Here is a 16264-nt window from a genome sequence, read left to right as displayed (position 1 = left end):
CATGGAGCCCATACCTCGTTAAGCGCAGAAGTATTAGTAAGCGCCTAAGTCAGTCCATGCGCCGCTCTGACCGCAGTTCAGGTCAGGCTGGTCGCCCTGGGACCACCATTTCACCTGGTAGTTGTGACCTTTCCAGCTCACGGTTTCGAAGGTACCCCAGCTTGCGCCGTATACGGTGTTAGCATCCCACAGCGCGTGTGGCGCATCCTGGTCTGCCGCATCATCGGCAGAGGCGTCATCTTCAGCCGGTGTAGTATCTTCGTCTGGAACCGGAATAATGTCGGTTTCATCTTCTTCTTCATCAGCCGGTTCAGGTTCGCCCTGAGATGCTAATGCTGGCACCGCCGTCAGCACAAAACGTTGCTGAGTGGAAGGTTCGTTGTAGCAGTCACGCACAAACAGAGTGAACTGGAAGGCCGTTTTCGCGCTCACTTCAGGCACCACAAACTCAATCACTTCCGCAGTTTTATCCGCGACGGTAATTTCAGACGGTACGCCCCAGCTATAGCTCAGTTCATCCTCATCTTCATCAGAAGAACCCGCGCCTGACAGCTGGACGGTAGAACCGCCGACAACCAGCAGCTCGATAGCGGCTTTTGGCGCATGATTGACATCAGTTGCCTTATCGTCTTCTTCAGATTCATCTTTTTCTACGTTGATGCCTTCGAAGTAGAACGGTTCCATATCGATGACTTCAGATTCAATTTCATAGCCCAGACCTTCACGAGCCGCGTTCAGCAACACGCCATTGTCCTGATCGATAGTCCAGGTAAACATACCACCCAGACCCAGGCTTGCTGCATATTCGCCCTTCGCTTTTACTGAACGTGGAGTATCCAGAGACATGAACAGCTTGGATTCCGGGTTATACAGGTAGTCAGCATTAGCGACCTGGTCGGTGTAGACGTTGAAACCGTTACGGCCTTTCTGGTTTTCCAGATCCAGGTAGTTGTAGATCACGTCATACCATTCATTAGTGCCGGATTCGAAAGTACCGGTGGTATCGCCGTTACCCGGGTTATAGGTGCCTTTCAGCGGAGACAGCGACTCCAGCTCAACGTTACGGCCATTACGGGTATAGCCGGCATAACCAATGTTGATATTTTCAGCAGGGAAACCTTCAGACAGCAGATGTTCCACGATAGTGTTGACGCCCCAACCGCCCTCTTCCAGCGCATTCAGGTTAGTGTGATGAGCAACGCTTTCCGCCCACGGGGTACCGAAGAAGTCATAGGTCATCAGGTTGATGCCGTACAGACCTGCTTTAATCAGCGCTTTCACGTTGGAGTAATCAAAGGTCTTCACGACCGCGGAGCTGGCGATGGAGATTTTCACATTGCTCAGGCTGGCGGAATCCAGTTGCTTACGCAGTTCGCCAATAAGCAACGCATAGTTTTCACCATCTTCCGGGCCGAATGGGTTGCCAGCGCCTTCGGCGTTCGGGTATTCCCAATCGATATCCACTTCGCTGAACATCGGGAACTGTTTGAACAGTTTCACCACGCCTTTGGCGAAGGTTTTACGTGCGGAATCAGACGCTGCGGTTTCATGGAAGCCGTTACTCATGGTCCAGCCGCCGATGCTCATGGACAGCACCAGGTTATGGCCCTGCTGTTTCGCTTTCGCCTGCAGATCGCGCAGACCGCCGAGCAGACCTTTACAATTTTCTTGAGTCACGGTCTTCGGATCAACATCCCAGCCGCTAACGCTATGTCCAACGTTGACGTAAGACTGGAAATCACCCCATGGATCAAGGAAAGTCGGTTCGTACTTAACTTTACCGCACTGTTCCGCGCCTTCAGCCACGACGTCACGATACTGGCCATCATTTTTATGGAAACCGGTCACGCCAACGAAGCCGAAAATAATTTTATCGTAAGCAGTCGGTGAGATATTGGTCAGGTCGTAGCCGCGACCGCGGTTATCTTTAGAATCGTCCCCTTGCAGGCGACCATCATACTGAGACCAGTCGGTATAATAGCCAAATACCTTCGGCTTAGTGGTTGCTGCTTTATATTTGTTATAGACCGGCTTTGCGACACGCGCTGAAGTATAGCTATAGTTGCTAACTTCAGTTGCTGGGTTAAAACCATCAGCGGCGTTGCTGGTTTCGGTAAGAGTATCGCCTTTAATCAGTTTGCTGGTAGCCATTTTAAATTTCCTTTTAAGTTTAAAATTTATCGCAGTTCGTTCTGCGAGACCAATAATCCATGACTCACAAAGAATCGGCTAATCACAAAATCTCATCAATTCATCAGCACTAAAAAATCATTTTAATGATGCCTACTCAGGAAACATCAGCGTGGAATCATTGGGCAAACGAGGTCCGTCTTTCAGCAGGAAAGATAAAAAATAGACAGCATATTAAATATAATTTAGGTAGTAATTAACCATCATTTAATTTGCATGAGATTATGTGACGAAGGTCTCCCCATCAAATGGCAATACAATAAAACCGATGACAAAAAAATGGATTAAGCCATTTCTTGTGCAATATATTCACCAACGACAATCAGGATGTGCAAATCTAAAGGAAGACGTTATGAAAACTTATCTCATCAATAACAACTGCATCTACAATGAACAGAAATATGAACTAAGAACGAGCTCAAACTCGCAAGTTATTAGAATGACAGCAATGCGTTCTAAATGTCTTAGCTTCATTATTGAAAACGCTCATCTGGAGATTATCGAACGCCAGAAAATCACTAATGAGCTATGGGGTAGCAGAAGTCATTTTGTGAATGATGCCAATCTAACGCAGATACTGTATTTAATCAGACGAGACCTGAAGGCGTTGGGCATAAACGATCTCTTCATTACCATCCCGCGCCAGGGATTACAGGTCAATAAGGATATCGCCATTGAGAAAGTCGAGCCAAAAAAACCAAAAGCCAGGAAGCAGTTTTTCCGTAAAACGCTGGCAGCCCTGACCACCGTCTTTTCCGTCACGCTAGGTACAATGATGTACATGCATATTCATTAATTCAGGGAGAAAAAAATGAATCCAATTATTGATGGAATTCTGGGACTGGAAGGCGGTTACAGCACCAACCCGAAAGATAAAGGCGGAGAGACTAACTGGGGTATCACAGAAGCAACGGCGCGAGCGCATGGTTACCAGGGGAAAATGAGTGAACTTTCTCACAATGAAGCCTATGCAATCCTGGAAACGGATTACTGGATCAAACCCGGCTTTGAACAAGTATCGCAACTTTCCTGGGCGGTAGCATTTGAACTCTGCGACGCCGCCGTGAATATTGGTCCCCATCACCCTTGCACGTGGCTACAGCGCTGGCTTAACGTGATGAACCGCGAGCAGCAGTATTATCCGGATATAAAAGCAGATGGCAGCATCGGCCCGCAAACCTTACATGCGCTAAATTCCTATTTATCGCAACGAGGTAAAGAAGGAGAAGCGGTGTTAGTGAAAGCGCTCAACTGTAGCCAGGGCGCTTATTATCTGGATATCTGCGAAAATCGCCGACAAAATGAAGAGTTCATTTACGGCTGGATTAAAAACCGAGTGACATAGTTGAGACAAACAAATCCGTAATAAAAGACTCAAGGATGAGCCTTTTATTACCTGATAATGCTATTTGAGTTTCGAACCGCCAACAGCATTTTTAACTTTTTCTCCGAGGATTTTTAAAATCGGGCCGGCAAATACACCGCCTAAACCAGCGGCTAACAGCACCATATTAAAGCTAAACCCTTTTTCGATAGCAATAGCGCTAAGGAGAAAACTGGTAAAACAAGATATGACTACCTGCGTCAGGCAGGTCATAATTCCCTGATGGGCTTCGCCAGCCTCTTCGTTAGTTTCCTGCGAAGCAGGAAACTAACGAACCCGCCCCAGGCGCCGATAGAAATAATGATCAGAAGTATTTCTACTTCCAGTAATACAACTTCCGTTGTCTCTAAATGATTAGGAATAGACATAATCGCTCCTGAATAACTAAAGTTTAAAAAAGATTCATCAGGAGTGTAAGCGGCGGAATAGTGGAAAGGTAATCAAAGAACATCATGACTAACCACATCATATTAATGACGGTAAGATGAGGAAACTTACCGTCTGAATGAGGACAGCGTATGTAACATGGAAACCGTTTCATTTATCGCTGATATATTTCTACTGTTTTTGTTCCATGAAGCATAAACCTGCACGGATTTAAACATCAACTCAGGGGGCGGTTGGATAAAATTTATATCATATTTACGCTGATTTTTATAAAACAACGCCAGTTTCAAAGGTAACAGTGCAATCAATGCGGTTCTTTCTACCATGCTAACCAGCCCGGTGATAGAATCGCTACAATAGCCCATAGTACGTGAGCCGTTATAATAAACATCATCTTTAAATAATCCGTTATCAGTGATGATGGTGAGTGAAGTAATCCCCGGTTGATACATGGCATGGCGGGAAGAGTAGAATTGATGCAAAGAAAGCTGCGACAGCTCGCTGAATAAATGACCTTTGGCACAAATACAGACAAAGTTTCTGAAGCTATCAATAATTTGATTATCGAGTCCGGGCTCAACCAGCGGTTCAGAACCGATCGATAAATCACATTGAGCGGTCAATAAAAGCTCTTTAGCTTTATCGCAGCTAATGTTGCGGGATGAAAAATGGTTGATAACGCCCTGCTCGAAAAGCGCGCTACCGTACAGTTGGGAAAGGTAATAACTTTCGATGAAATCGCTTCCAAGGATCGTAATCCGGGTGTCATCATCCTTATTTTCCGGCAGAAAAGTATTGTCGACAAGCGACATGGCCTGACGGAAACTTTGGTGTATTTCGAGTGCTTTCGCCGTTGGCAGTAAACCATCTTTGCTTCTGACAAACAGCTCCTGCTGATAGAAGTTTTGCAGACGTCTTAATGCCAAAGAGACCGCGGCGGGAGTGATGGCCAATTTTTTCGCCGCCTTCGCGGCATTTCCTGCCGAAATGACAGCGTCAAGAACCTTGATTAAATTATAATCAAAGCCCTTATTGGCACCTTTCGATCCCATCCACTGTCAGCCTCTTTTATCGAAAAAAGCAATATAGATAATACTCAAAATAAATCAAATCCGGACATGCTAAACAAAGTATAGCGTTTCTATTCAAGGCTGAGGTTAGGGTAGAAAAAAGCCTGAACAGGGATGTTCAGGCTTGTGCTAATAAGGTGATTAAACGCAATTAACGCGTTAAATCATCAAAGAATTTTTTCACGCCATCGAAGAAGCTTTTGGAACGCGGGCTGTTTTTCTCACCCGTCGGACCGCCAAAAGTTTCCTGCAGCTCTTTAAGCAATTGTTTCTGCTTGTCGTTAAGACCCACTGGCGTTTCTACCACCACGCGACACAGCAGATCGCCCTGAGCACCGCCGCGAACGGATTTAACGCCCTTGCCGCGCATGCGGAACAGTTTGCCGGTTTGCGTTTCGCCAGGAACTTTCAGGTTAACGCGGCCATCCAGCGTCGGTACTTCAATCTCGCCGCCAAGCGCAGCCATGGTGAAGTTGATCGGTACTTCGCAGTACAGATTATTCCCCTCACGCTCGAAGATCGCGTGCTGTTTGACCTGAACCTGAACGTACAGATCGCCCGCCGGAGCACCATGCTCGCCCGCTTCGCCTTCGCCAGCCAGACGAATACGGTCGCCGGTATCGACGCCAGCCGGGATTTTCACCGACAAGGTTTTGGTTTTTTCAACGCGACCGTGACCGTGGCATTTATTGCACGGATCTTTAATCAGCGTACCGCGTCCCTGACAGTGTGGACAGGTTTGCTGAACGGCAAAAAAGCCCTGACGCATCTGGACCTGACCGGAACCGTGACAGGTTGGACAGGTCTGCGGCTGAGTTCCGGATTTGGCGCCGCTGCCGTGGCAGACATCGCACTCTTCCAGCGTCGGGATGCGGATTTCCTTGGTGACGCCACGGACCGCTTCTTCCAGCGTCAATTCCATGTTGTAACGCAGATCTGCGCCGCGCGCCGCGCGCTGACGACCACGGCCACCGCCGAAGATATCGCCGAACACATCGCCAAAGATATCGCTGAAATCCGCGCCGCCGCCAAAGCCGCCACCGAAACCGCCGCCGCCCATGCCGCCTTGTTCAAACGCGGCGTGGCCGTACTGATCGTAGGCTGCACGCTTCTGGGCATCAGTCAGGACTTCATACGCTTCTTTGATTTCTTTAAATTTGGCTTCGGCCTCTTTGTCACCCTGGTTACGGTCCGGATGGTATTTCATGGCCAGGCGCTTGTACGCCTTTTTGATTTCACGCTCTTCCGCTGTTTTGGAAACGCCTAAAATCTCGTAATAATCTTGCTTTGCCATTGGTGTTTTTCAGCCCCTTAACATGCGTGCACGGGCGGAGAGGAAACCTCTTCGCCCGTGCCAGTGTTTTACCCGTTCAAAGGGCGATTATTTTTTGTCTTTCACTTCTTCGAACTCAGCGTCGACAACATCGTCATCCTTCGCGCTGCTTTCTTGAGCGTCAGCGCCGCCAGCCTGCTGCTGAGCGTGCTGCTGCTGAGCGATTTCCATCAGCTTCTGGGAAGCCTGGGCCAGCGCCTGCATCTTCGCTTCGATGTCCGCTTTGTCTTCACCTTTCAGAGAAGTTTCCAGTGCGGTCAGCGCAGACTCGATTGCAGTTTTGTCGTCAGCCGGCAGTTTGTCGCCTGCTTCTTCAACCTGCTTACGGGTGCTGTGCAGCAGATGGTCGCCCTGGTTACGGGTCTGAACCAGCTCTTCGAACTTACGGTCAGATTCAGCGTTAGCTTCCGCTTCGCGAACCATTTTCTGAATTTCTTCTTCATTCAGACCGGAAGAAGCCTTGATGGTGATCTTCTGCTCTTTACCGCTGTTTTTATCTTTAGCGGAAACGTGCAGGATACCGTCAGCATCGATATCGAAGGTCACTTCGATCTGCGGCATACCGCGCGGTGCTGGGTTAATACCATCCAGGTTGAACTGACCCAGAGATTTGTTATCGGAAGCGCGTTTACGCTCACCCTGCAGCACATGGATGGTTACCGCGGACTGGTTGTCTTCCGCAGTAGAGAACACCTGGCTGTGCTTGGTCGGGATCGTGGTGTTTTTGCTGATGAGCGCGGTCATCACGCCGCCCATGGTTTCGATACCCAGCGACAGCGGGGTAACGTCCAGCAGCAGAACGTCTTTAACATCACCAGTCAGTACACCACCCTGAACGGCTGCGCCGATAGCTACAGCTTCATCCGGGTTAACGTCTTTACGCGGTTCTTTACCAAAGAACTCAGCAACTTTCTTCTGCACCATCGGCATACGAGTCTGACCACCAACGAGGATCACGTCGTTGATATCGGAAACGGACAGACCGGCATCCTGCAGGGCAACTTTCAGCGGCTCGATGGAACGGTTAACCAGATCTTCAACCAGGCTTTCCAGTTTCGCGCGAGTCACTTTGATGTTCATGTGTTTCGGACCGGTCGCGTCTGCGGTGATATACGGCAGGTTAACGTCGGTCTGTTGAGCGGAAGACAGCTCAATTTTCGCTTTTTCTGCGGCTTCTTTCAGACGCTGCATCGCCAGCGGGTCGTTGCGCAGGTCAATACCCTGCTCTTTCTTAAACTCGTCAACGAGGTAGTTGATCAGACGAGTATCGAAGTCTTCACCACCCAGGTGGGTATCACCGTTGGTTGCCAGAACTTCGAAGGTTTTTTCGCCGTCAACTTCGTCGATTTCGATAATAGAGATATCGAAGGTACCACCACCGAGGTCGTATACCGCGATAGTGCGGTTGCCGACTTCTTTATCCAGACCGTAAGCCAGCGCAGCGGCAGTCGGTTCGTTGATGATACGTTTAACTTCCAGACCTGCGATACGACCGGCATCTTTGGTTGCCTGACGCTGAGCATCGTTGAAGTACGCAGGTACGGTGATAACAGCTTCAGTTACCGGCTCACCCAGATAATCTTCAGCGGTTTTCTTCATTTTTTTCAGCACTTCAGCAGAAATCTGCGGCGGCGCGGTTTTGGTGCCTTTCACATCAAGCCAGGCGTCGCCATTATCTGCAGCAACGATTTTGTACGGCATGATGGAAACGTCACGCTGAACTTCTTCATCCTGGAAGCGGCGACCAATCAGGCGTTTAATCGCAAACAGGGTGTTTTGCGGGTTTGTCACTGCCTGACGTTTAGCCGGCTGACCAACCAGAGTTTCACCATCCTGGGTATAGGCAATAATAGAAGGCGTGGTGCGATCGCCTTCGGCGTTCTCCAGCACGCGAGCGGTAGTGCCATCCATAATCGCTACACAAGAGTTGGTAGTACCCAGGTCGATACCAATAATTTTACCCATCTAAACGTCTCCACTAAAAATTCGATCAACATGTGGTTGTGAACCTGTAATAAGGGCGAAACGTGCGGTTTCAACTGCCCTGACATCATTTTTTTTCAGGTTCTTCACTGCGGTTGACTACAAGATGGGGTCGCCCTGGTTTTCATCAAGGGGCAGGCCAAAAAAAAATTTTCTGGCAAAACGCAGACGCGAGAGCAAACGACACGCCAGACGATAAAAATAGCCGGTATAACCCATACAAAAAATAAATAGTAAATAAGAACATATTCATTGGATATCGCACTCGTTCGCCGAAGAGTTGGCCATTATCGCCGCGAAAGGTAAATTGCTGAAAAATACCCCGCCAGATCATAGACAGCCTCTGCACGCCTCATTATTATGCCGCGCCCCACCGCAAGTGGCGGGGTAATGCTTCCCTTTCTAATCATTATTTTGAGGAATTATGGGCAACACTAAGTTGGCTAATCCGGCACCGCTGGGCCTTATGGGCTTTGGCATGACCACTATTCTGCTTAACCTGGCAAATAGCGGCCTTTTCGCATTCGATGTAGCTATCCTGGCGATGGGCATTTTTTACGGCGGCATTGCGCAAATTTTTGCCGGCCTGCTCGAGTATAAAAAAGGCAACACCTTTGGTTTAACCGCTTTTACGTCCTACGGCTCCTTCTGGCTGACGTTGGTCGCGATCCTTATGATGCCGAAAATGGGCCTGGCTGATGCGCCGAACGCGCACTTCCTGGGCATGTATCTCGGCCTGTGGGGTATCTTTACGTTGTTCATGTTCTTCGGCACGCTGAAAGCCGCGCGCATGCTGCAGTTCGTCTTTCTTAGCCTGACGGTACTGTTCGCGCTGCTGGCGATTGGTCACCTGGTCGATAACGAAGGCATTGTTAAAATTGCCGGTTGGGTCGGTCTGGTATGCGGCGCGAGCGCTATTTACCTGGCGATGGGTGAAGTGTTGAACGAGCAGTTCGGCCGCACCGTTCTGCCGATTGGCGAACCACGCTAATGGCCTGCCGCCGCCCGCAAACCGGGCGGCGGCGTTAAATTTAACGCTGCAGTTCTCCTTGCGGTAAAACCGCCTGCGTCGTCAACCCCTGACGCAGCCAGATACCTAACCCCAGCCCCATCAGCGACAGCGCCAGTACGTACCAGGCCGGCGCCATCGGCGAAACCCCCATCAGCATCGTAACGGCGATCGGCGTCAGACCGCCGAAAATGGCGTACGACAGGTTGTAGGAAAATGAGATGCCGGTAAAACGCACTTCCGCCGGGAAAGCGCGCACCATCACGTAAGGTACCGCCCCCACCACGCCGACGCACAGCCCCACCGTCCCATACAGCAGAAACAGCCGCTGCGGGCTGGCGCCGGAAAGGTGGTAAAAGGCCCAACTGGCGGCCGCCAACAACAGGCTGCCGACGATAAAAGTGCGGCTGGCGCCGAAACGGTCTGCCGCCAGACCGGCGAGTAGACAGCCGATGCACAGCATAATCGTGGCGATGCTATTGGCCTGCAGGGTAATCGCCGGCGCAAAGCCATAATGTTTTTGCAGCCAGACCGGCGACATCAGAATCACCACCACCACGCCGGCGGACAGCAGCCAGGTGAGCAGCATCGAAACGATGACAGCCTTCTGGTGCTTAAGCGCCACCGCCTTCACCGGCAACTCCTGCGCCAGCGCTTTGCGCTTCTGCATCTCCAGAAATATCGGCGTCTCCTGCAGCCAGCGACGCAGATACATCGCCACCAGGCCAAAAACGCCGCCCAGCAGGAAAGGAATACGCCAGCCGCCGTCCTGGATATCTTGCGGCGTCATGCTGGTGTTGATAAGCGTCGCCACCACCGAACCCAACAGGATCCCGACGGTCAATCCCGCGGTCAGGGTGCCGCAGGCGATACCGATGCGTTTTTCCGGGACATGTTCGGCCACGAAGACCCAGGCGCCCGGCACTTCGCCGCCAATCGCCGCCCCTTGCAAAATACGCATGAGCAGTAATAGCAGCGGCGCAACGATGCCCATTGAGGCATAAGTCGGCAGCAGACCGATCGCCAGCGTCGGCAACGCCATGAGCAGAATGCTGAGGGTGAACATTTTTTTGCGACCGACCAGGTCGCCAAAGTGGGCCATGATAATGCCGCCAAGAGGGCGCGCCAGATAACCCGCGGCAAAAATACCGAAGGTCTGTACCTGACGTAGCCATTCAGGAATATCGGCCGGGAAGAACAGTTCGCCGACGACGGCGGCGAAGAAAACAAAGATAATAAAGTCATAAAACTCCAGCGCCCCGCCGAGGGCGGCCAGCGTCAGAGTTTTATAATCCTGTCGATTCAGTGCTCGGGTGTGTTGTGACATAACTGGCGCTTCGTCCGCAGTAATATTACGCAATGTGTAAAGTAAAAAACACTATACCGTAAATAAAACATCACACCACCGGCGATGCAGGTTATATCAGCAATGCATTAAATTCAGGATAAAGTTTCACGCCGTGCGCTTTTCGGGCGAAAAGCTGCTACAACGCTCGCTTCCGTCTCCACATACGGTCCCTCAAGCAACTGTACACAATAAGGTACACTTGCGAAGACACCATGCACCAGCACCTTACCGTCCGCGTCTTTGACCCCTTCAAGGGTCTCCTGAATCGCTTTCGGCTGGCCAGGCAGGTTGAGGATCAGCGCCTGCTTGCGGATGACGCCAACCTGCCGGGAGAGGATAGCCGTCGGCACAAAGTGTAGGCTAACCTGGCGCATTTGCTCGCCGAAACCGGGCATGACGCGATCGGCAATCGCTAAAGTTGCGTCCGGAGTCACATCACGGCGCGCCGGGCCGGTGCCGCCGGTGGTCAACACCAGATGACAGCCCATCTCGTCAACCAGCTCGCACAGCGTTTGTTCAATGATGGGCTGTTCATCAGGGATCAGGCGAGTCTGCAGTTCAAAGGGCGTTGTCAGCGCACGCGCCAGCCACTCTTCCAACGCAGGAATACCTTTGTCCTGGTAAACGCCGCTGGAGGCGCGGTCAGAAATAGAAACTAAGCCGATGCGTAATTTATTCATATTCATTCCGTTCAAATAGTGCAATTAAGCGGAATGATACACGCTGGAGAGAATTACAGACAGGATTCAAAAGAAGTAGCGTGACCGGTAGCCCGGTCACGCTGGGATGATTACAGCAGGTCGCCGATCATTTTTTCCAGTTTTTCCTGGTCGATGGCAAACTTACGGATACCTTCCGCCAGTTTGTCTACCGCCATCGGATCCTGGTTGTGCTGCCACAGGAACTGAGATTCAGTAATGCGTTCCGGACGCGCTTTCACTTCGCCGCTGAACGCCAGTTTACGCTCGACAGCGCCTTCGCTTTCCGCCAGCTCTTTCAGCAGCGTAGGGGCGATGGTCAGACGGTCGCAACCGGCCAGCTCAAGGATTTCGCCAACGTTACGGAAGCTTGCGCCCATCACGACGGTTTCATAGCCGTGCTGCTTGTAGTACTCGTAGATTTCGCTAACGGAAACCACGCCCGGATCTTCTGCCGGCGCGTACTCTTTCTTATCCGTGTTCGCTTTGTACCAGTCGAGGATACGGCCAACGAACGGAGAAATCAGGAAGACGCCCGCTTCGGCGCAAGCGCGAGCCTGAGCGAAGGAGAACAGCAGGGTCAGGTTACAGTTGATGCCTTCTTTTTCCAGCTGCTCAGCGGCGCGAATGCCCTGCCAGGTCGAAGCCAGTTTGATCAGGATACGATCGTTGCCGATACCGGCATCGTTATACAGTTTGATCAGGCGTTTCGCTTTCGCGATAGAGGCGTCGGTGTCGTAGGACAGACGGGCGTCAACTTCAGTAGAAATACGGCCCGGGATCAGTTTAAGGATTTCGAGACCGATGTTCACCGCCAGTTTGTCGGAAGCATCGATAATCTGCTGCGCGCGATCGCTGCTCTGGCCGCGAGCCCAGGCAACAGCATCGTCAATCAGCTTACGGTACTCAGGGATCTGAGCCGCGCCGAGGATCAAAGAAGGGTTGGTGGTGGCATCCTGAGGCTGATACAGCTTCATTGCCGCGATATCTCCGGTGTCAGCTACGACAGTGGTGTACTGACGCAGAGAAGTCAATTTATCCGTCATGATAGTGTTTCTCTTAAACAGCAGTTAAGGGGATGTAACCGGTCTGCCAAGATGATAACACGCCATAGGGTCAGCGCAACCGCCGACAATGCAAGAGCGCAGAGTGTGATAAACTCGACATATTAATTATCTGAATGCTAAAGGATTGTCACCGGAGTGGTAGCGCTTACACCGCGCGCCGGCATGGACAAGAGGACGTTTAATGCCTGATTTTCTCTCGTTTATCAATGAAATACTCTGGGGCTCGGTAATGATTTACCTGTTACTGGGCGCCGGTATTTGGTTCACCTGGCGAACGGAGTTTATTCAGTTCCGTTATATTCGCCAATTTGGCAAAAGTCTTAAAAAAAGTCTTCGCCCGCAGCCTGGCGGATTAACGTCTTTTCAGGCGCTGTGCACCAGCCTGGCGGCGCGCGTCGGCAGCGGTAATCTGGCGGGGGTGGCATTAGCGATTGCCGCCGGCGGCCCCGGCGCCGTGTTCTGGATGTGGGTCTCCGCGCTACTCGGCATGGCCAGCAGCTTCGCCGAATGTTCTCTTGCCCAACTGTACAAAGAGCGCGATGGCGAAGGCCAGTTTCGCGGCGGCCCGGCGTGGTATATGGCCCGCGGCCTCGAGATGCGCTGGATGGGCGTGGTCTTCTCGATTCTGCTCCTGCTGGCCTACGGGGTGATTTTTAATACCGTGCAGGCCAACTCGGTGGCGCACGCCATGGCCTATGCCTTCGATTTGCCGATGGTCGCCGTCGGCGCCGCGCTGGCTGCCGCAACGCTGTTGATTATCGTCCGCGGATTACGCGGCGTGGCGCGATTGATGCAGTGGTTTGTGCCGCTTATGGCTCTGATATGGGTGGGCGCCAGTCTGTTGATTGGCCTCTGGCACTTCGCCGCCCTGCCGGCGGTTTTTGAAACCATCTTCCGCTGCGCTTTTGGCTGGCAGGAAGCGGCGGCGGGCGCGGTGGGTTATACCATCAGCCAGGCGCTTACCGGCGGTTTCCAGCGCGGGATGTTTTCCAACGAAGCAGGCATGGGCTCAACGCCAAATGCTGCCGCTGCCGCTGCATCATGGCCTCCGCATCCCGCGGCGCAGGGCATCGTACAGATGATTGGCGTCTTTATTGATACCATTGTTATCTGTACCGCCAGCGCGGTCATTATCATGCTGGCGCCGCGCGAAAACCGCGACAGTGCGGTCAGCGGTATTCAAACCATGCAGCACGCGATGGGCGATCTTATTGGCAGCTGGGGACCGGGATTGGTGGCTGTTGTGCTACTGTTCTTCGCTTTTAGTTCGATTGTCGCCAATTATATTTATGCCGAAAACAATCTGATCTTCCTGCGTCTCAATAAGCCGCTACATATCTGGACGCTCCGGGTTATCACCGTGTTGATGGTACTGACAGGCACCCTGGTGAGTCTTCCGGTGGTCTGGCAACTGGCGGATATTATTATGGCGCTAATGGCGATCACCAACTTAACGGCGATTTTGCTGCTGTCGCCAACGGTTCGGATCCTCGCCAGCGATTATCTGCGCCAGCGCAAACTCGGCGTGCAACCGGTCTTCGACCCCGCTCGCTATCCGGAAATTCAGCAACATCTGGCGCCCGGCGCCTGGGATGAGATACCGCGTGAATAGCGCGGTAATCGCAGCAATCGATCCCACCGTACTCTTTTTTTGTTAAAATTCGTCGAAATTCCCTGCAAGGACTGGATATGCTGATTCTGATTTCACCTGCTAAAACGCTCGATTATCAAAGCCCGCTGGCAACGACGCGCTATACCCAGCCCGAACTCCTGGAGCATTCTCAACAGATTATCGGTATCGCCCGTAAGCTGACGGCGCCGCAAATCGGTAAGCTGATGAGCATCAGCGATAAGCTGGCCGATCTCAACGCCACCCGTTTTCACGACTGGCATCCGGACTTTACCCCGCAGAATGCCCGTCAGGCGATACTGGCGTTCAAAGGCGACGTTTATACCGGTCTGCAGGCCGAAACCTTTAGCGAAGCGGATTTCGATTTTGCCCAGCAGCATCTGCGCATGCTTTCCGGCCTTTACGGCGTATTACGCCCGTTGGATCTGATGCAGCCCTACCGTCTGGAGATGGGTATTAAGCTGGAAAATCCGCAGGGCAAAGATTTGTATCATTTCTGGGGCGATATCATCACCGATAAGCTCAATCAGGCGCTGCAGGCCCAGGGCGACGATATCGTCATCAACCTGGCGTCCGATGAGTATTTTAAATCGGTCAAACCGAAAAAATTGCGGGGCCAATTGATTAAGCCGGTGTTCCTCGATGAGAAAAACGGCAAATTCAAGGTGATCAGCTTCTATGCCAAAAAAGCGCGCGGTCTGATGAGCCGCTACATCATTGAAAACCGTTTAACCAGGCCGGAGCAGCTGCAGGCGTTTAATAGCGAAGGCTATTTCTTTGATGGGGAAGCATCGGAGAAAGGCGAACTGGTGTTTAAGCGCCACGAGCAGTAAAAACGACGACACCCCTGTCCGGTAAGCGACAGGGGTGTTTTCAGTCTTAATTAGCCCATCATCAGCTTACGCAGCGCGGCGAAATCAGCCGGCAGATTATGCGACAGCAGCGGCAGGTCGGCGCGGTCAGCCAGTTCTTTCGGCAGCGGCAGCGTCTCCTGCAGAATCTCTTCTACGCTCTCTTTGAATTTCGCCGGATGCGCGGTACCGAGGAATAACCCGTACTCGCCCGGTTGCAATTGGTCGCGCAGCGCGCGATAAGCAATCGCCGCATGCGGTTCAGAGGTGTAGCCGATGGACTTCAGTTCACGCATGGTTGCTTTGGTGGTTTCATCATCAACCGCGGCGTATCCCAGCTCATTAAGACGCCAGATTTTGCGGCGGAACAGCTCTTCCACGCGCGGCCAGTTGTTCGGTTGGCTGACGTCCATGGCGTTAGACAGGGTCGCCTGCGTCGCCTTCGGCGCCCAGTTGCCATCCTGCAGGAAGCGCGGCACGGTATCGTTGGCGTTGGTAGCGGCAATAAAACGCTTAATCGGCAGCCCCAGCGATTTCGCCAGCAGGCCGGCGGTGAGATCGCCGAAGTTGCCGCTTGGCACCGACACCACCAGCTGGTTACGGGCCTCCTGCGGCAGCTGCGCGACCGCCTCGAAGTAGTAGCAGATCTGCGCCAGCAGACGACTGATATTAATAGAGTTGGCGGAGTTGAGACCAAGCGCGACTTTCAGCTCTTCATCGTCAAACGCCTGCTTAACCAGCGCCTGACAGGCGTCGAAATCGCCGTCAATCGCCACGGTTTCGATGTTGCCGCCCAGGGTGCAGAACAGCTTCTCCTGCAGCGGGCTAATCTTACCGCGCGGATAGAGGATAACTACTTTGACGTTCGGCAGGCCGTAGAAGGCATGCGCCACGGCCGCGCCGGTGTCGCCGGAGGTCGCGGTCAGGATCGTCACCGGCTTATCGCCTGCGATATGCGTCAGCATCTGGGCCATAAAACGGCCGCCAAAATCTTTAAACGCCAGGGTCGGGCCGTGGAATAGCTCCAGGCAGCCGACATCATCCTGTACTTGAGTGACCGGCGCCGGGAAGGCGAACGCCGAAGCCACGCGGGCCTGCAGTTCATTCTGCGGGATCTCATCGCCAATAAAGGCCGACAGGATTTTCGCGCTGCGGGTCACGAAATCCTGCTCGAGCATTTCGTCGATTTCGGTCAGGTTGAATTCCGGCAGATCGTGCGGAAAGAACAGCCCCTGCTGTTTGCCAAGCCCTTGCGTCACGGCCTGCGCGAAGCTGACCTGTTCGTTATGATCTTTTAAGTTATACAGTTTCATC

The 16264-nt window shown here is 52.2% G+C and carries 13 protein-coding genes and 1 pseudogene; 5 read left to right on the top strand and 9 right to left on the bottom strand.

Features of this window, described 5'->3' with window-relative positions:
• Positions 1-33 precede the first annotated feature (33 nt).
• Complete coding sequence (locus ABLV07_RS21900; protein ID WP_045411727.1) at positions 34-2151, bottom strand: glycosyl hydrolase family 18 protein; 2118 nt, start codon at positions 2149-2151, stop codon at positions 34-36.
• Positions 2152-2542: 391 nt separating this feature from the next.
• On the opposite strand from ABLV07_RS21900, the gene ABLV07_RS21895 reads away from it, so the two are divergent.
• Positions 2543-2986: a transcriptional regulator gene (locus ABLV07_RS21895; RefSeq protein ID WP_015368346.1), complete on the top strand. Its 444-nt coding sequence runs from the start codon at positions 2543-2545 to the stop codon at positions 2984-2986.
• A gap of 15 nt (positions 2987-3001) precedes the next feature.
• Complete coding sequence (locus ABLV07_RS21890) at positions 3002-3535, top strand: glycoside hydrolase family 108 protein (protein ID WP_045395844.1); 534 nt, start codon at positions 3002-3004, stop codon at positions 3533-3535.
• Positions 3536-3595: 60 nt separating this feature from the next.
• On the opposite strand, the pseudogene ABLV07_RS21885 reads toward ABLV07_RS21890, so the two are convergent.
• The 4 genes and pseudogenes from ABLV07_RS21885 to dnaK all read right to left on the bottom strand — a co-directional run bounded on the left by ABLV07_RS21885 (position 3596) and on the right by dnaK (position 8329).
• A pseudogene (locus ABLV07_RS21885) lies at positions 3596-3942 on the bottom strand (phage holin family protein).
• A gap of 126 nt (positions 3943-4068) precedes the next feature.
• Positions 4069-5013, bottom strand: a complete 945-nt coding sequence (locus ABLV07_RS21880; protein ID WP_100279214.1) for a LysR family transcriptional regulator — start codon at positions 5011-5013, stop codon at positions 4069-4071.
• A 169-nt stretch (positions 5014-5182) separates the two neighbouring features.
• Positions 5183-6325: a molecular chaperone DnaJ gene (gene dnaJ / locus ABLV07_RS21875; protein ID WP_020079653.1), complete on the bottom strand. Its 1143-nt coding sequence runs from the start codon at positions 6323-6325 to the stop codon at positions 5183-5185.
• 87 nt (positions 6326-6412) lie between these two features.
• Positions 6413-8329: a molecular chaperone DnaK gene (gene dnaK, locus ABLV07_RS21870; RefSeq protein ID WP_020079654.1), complete on the bottom strand. Its 1917-nt coding sequence runs from the start codon at positions 8327-8329 to the stop codon at positions 6413-6415.
• Positions 8330-8771: 442 nt separating this feature from the next.
• Between dnaK and satP the strand changes: the two genes are divergently transcribed.
• Complete coding sequence (satP, locus tag ABLV07_RS21865) at positions 8772-9338, top strand: acetate uptake transporter (protein WP_047041277.1); 567 nt, start codon at positions 8772-8774, stop codon at positions 9336-9338.
• A 40-nt stretch (positions 9339-9378) separates the two neighbouring features.
• On the opposite strand, the gene ABLV07_RS21860 is transcribed toward satP, so the two are convergent.
• The 3 genes from ABLV07_RS21860 to tal form a co-directional block, all read right to left on the bottom strand.
• The gene (locus ABLV07_RS21860) at positions 9379-10683 is read right to left on the bottom strand and encodes an MFS transporter (RefSeq protein WP_101739377.1); all 1305 of its coding nucleotides are present in this window, start codon (positions 10681-10683) and stop codon (positions 9379-9381) included.
• 113 nt (positions 10684-10796) lie between these two features.
• Positions 10797-11384, bottom strand: a complete 588-nt coding sequence (gene mog, locus ABLV07_RS21855) for a molybdopterin adenylyltransferase (protein ID WP_015368355.1) — start codon at positions 11382-11384, stop codon at positions 10797-10799.
• A 110-nt stretch (positions 11385-11494) separates the two neighbouring features.
• Positions 11495-12448, bottom strand: a complete 954-nt coding sequence (tal, locus tag ABLV07_RS21850; RefSeq protein WP_032715979.1) for a transaldolase — start codon at positions 12446-12448, stop codon at positions 11495-11497.
• Positions 12449-12650: 202 nt separating this feature from the next.
• On the opposite strand from tal, the gene ABLV07_RS21845 reads away from it, so the two are divergent.
• On the top strand, positions 12651-14081 hold the full coding sequence (locus tag ABLV07_RS21845; RefSeq protein WP_032713285.1) for a sodium:alanine symporter family protein: 1431 nt from the start codon (positions 12651-12653) through the stop codon (positions 14079-14081).
• Between the two features lie 77 nt (positions 14082-14158).
• Positions 14159-14932, top strand: a complete 774-nt coding sequence (yaaA, locus tag ABLV07_RS21840; protein ID WP_348853832.1) for a peroxide stress protein YaaA — start codon at positions 14159-14161, stop codon at positions 14930-14932.
• Between the two features lie 50 nt (positions 14933-14982).
• Here yaaA and thrC read toward each other — a convergent pair whose 3' ends face one another.
• Positions 14983-16263 (bottom strand): threonine synthase, encoded by a 1281-nt coding sequence (thrC, locus tag ABLV07_RS21835; protein WP_015368359.1) that lies wholly within the window; start codon positions 16261-16263, stop codon positions 14983-14985.
• Position 16264 lies beyond the last annotated feature (1 nt).

Origin of the sequence: Klebsiella sp. CN_Kp097 (genome assembly GCF_040064495.1) — a bacterium.
GTDB classification, from domain to species: domain Bacteria; phylum Pseudomonadota; class Gammaproteobacteria; order Enterobacterales; family Enterobacteriaceae; genus Klebsiella; species Klebsiella aerogenes.
The sequence above is the reverse complement of the archived record's forward strand: the minus strand, read 5'-3'. Positions and strand labels throughout refer to the sequence as shown.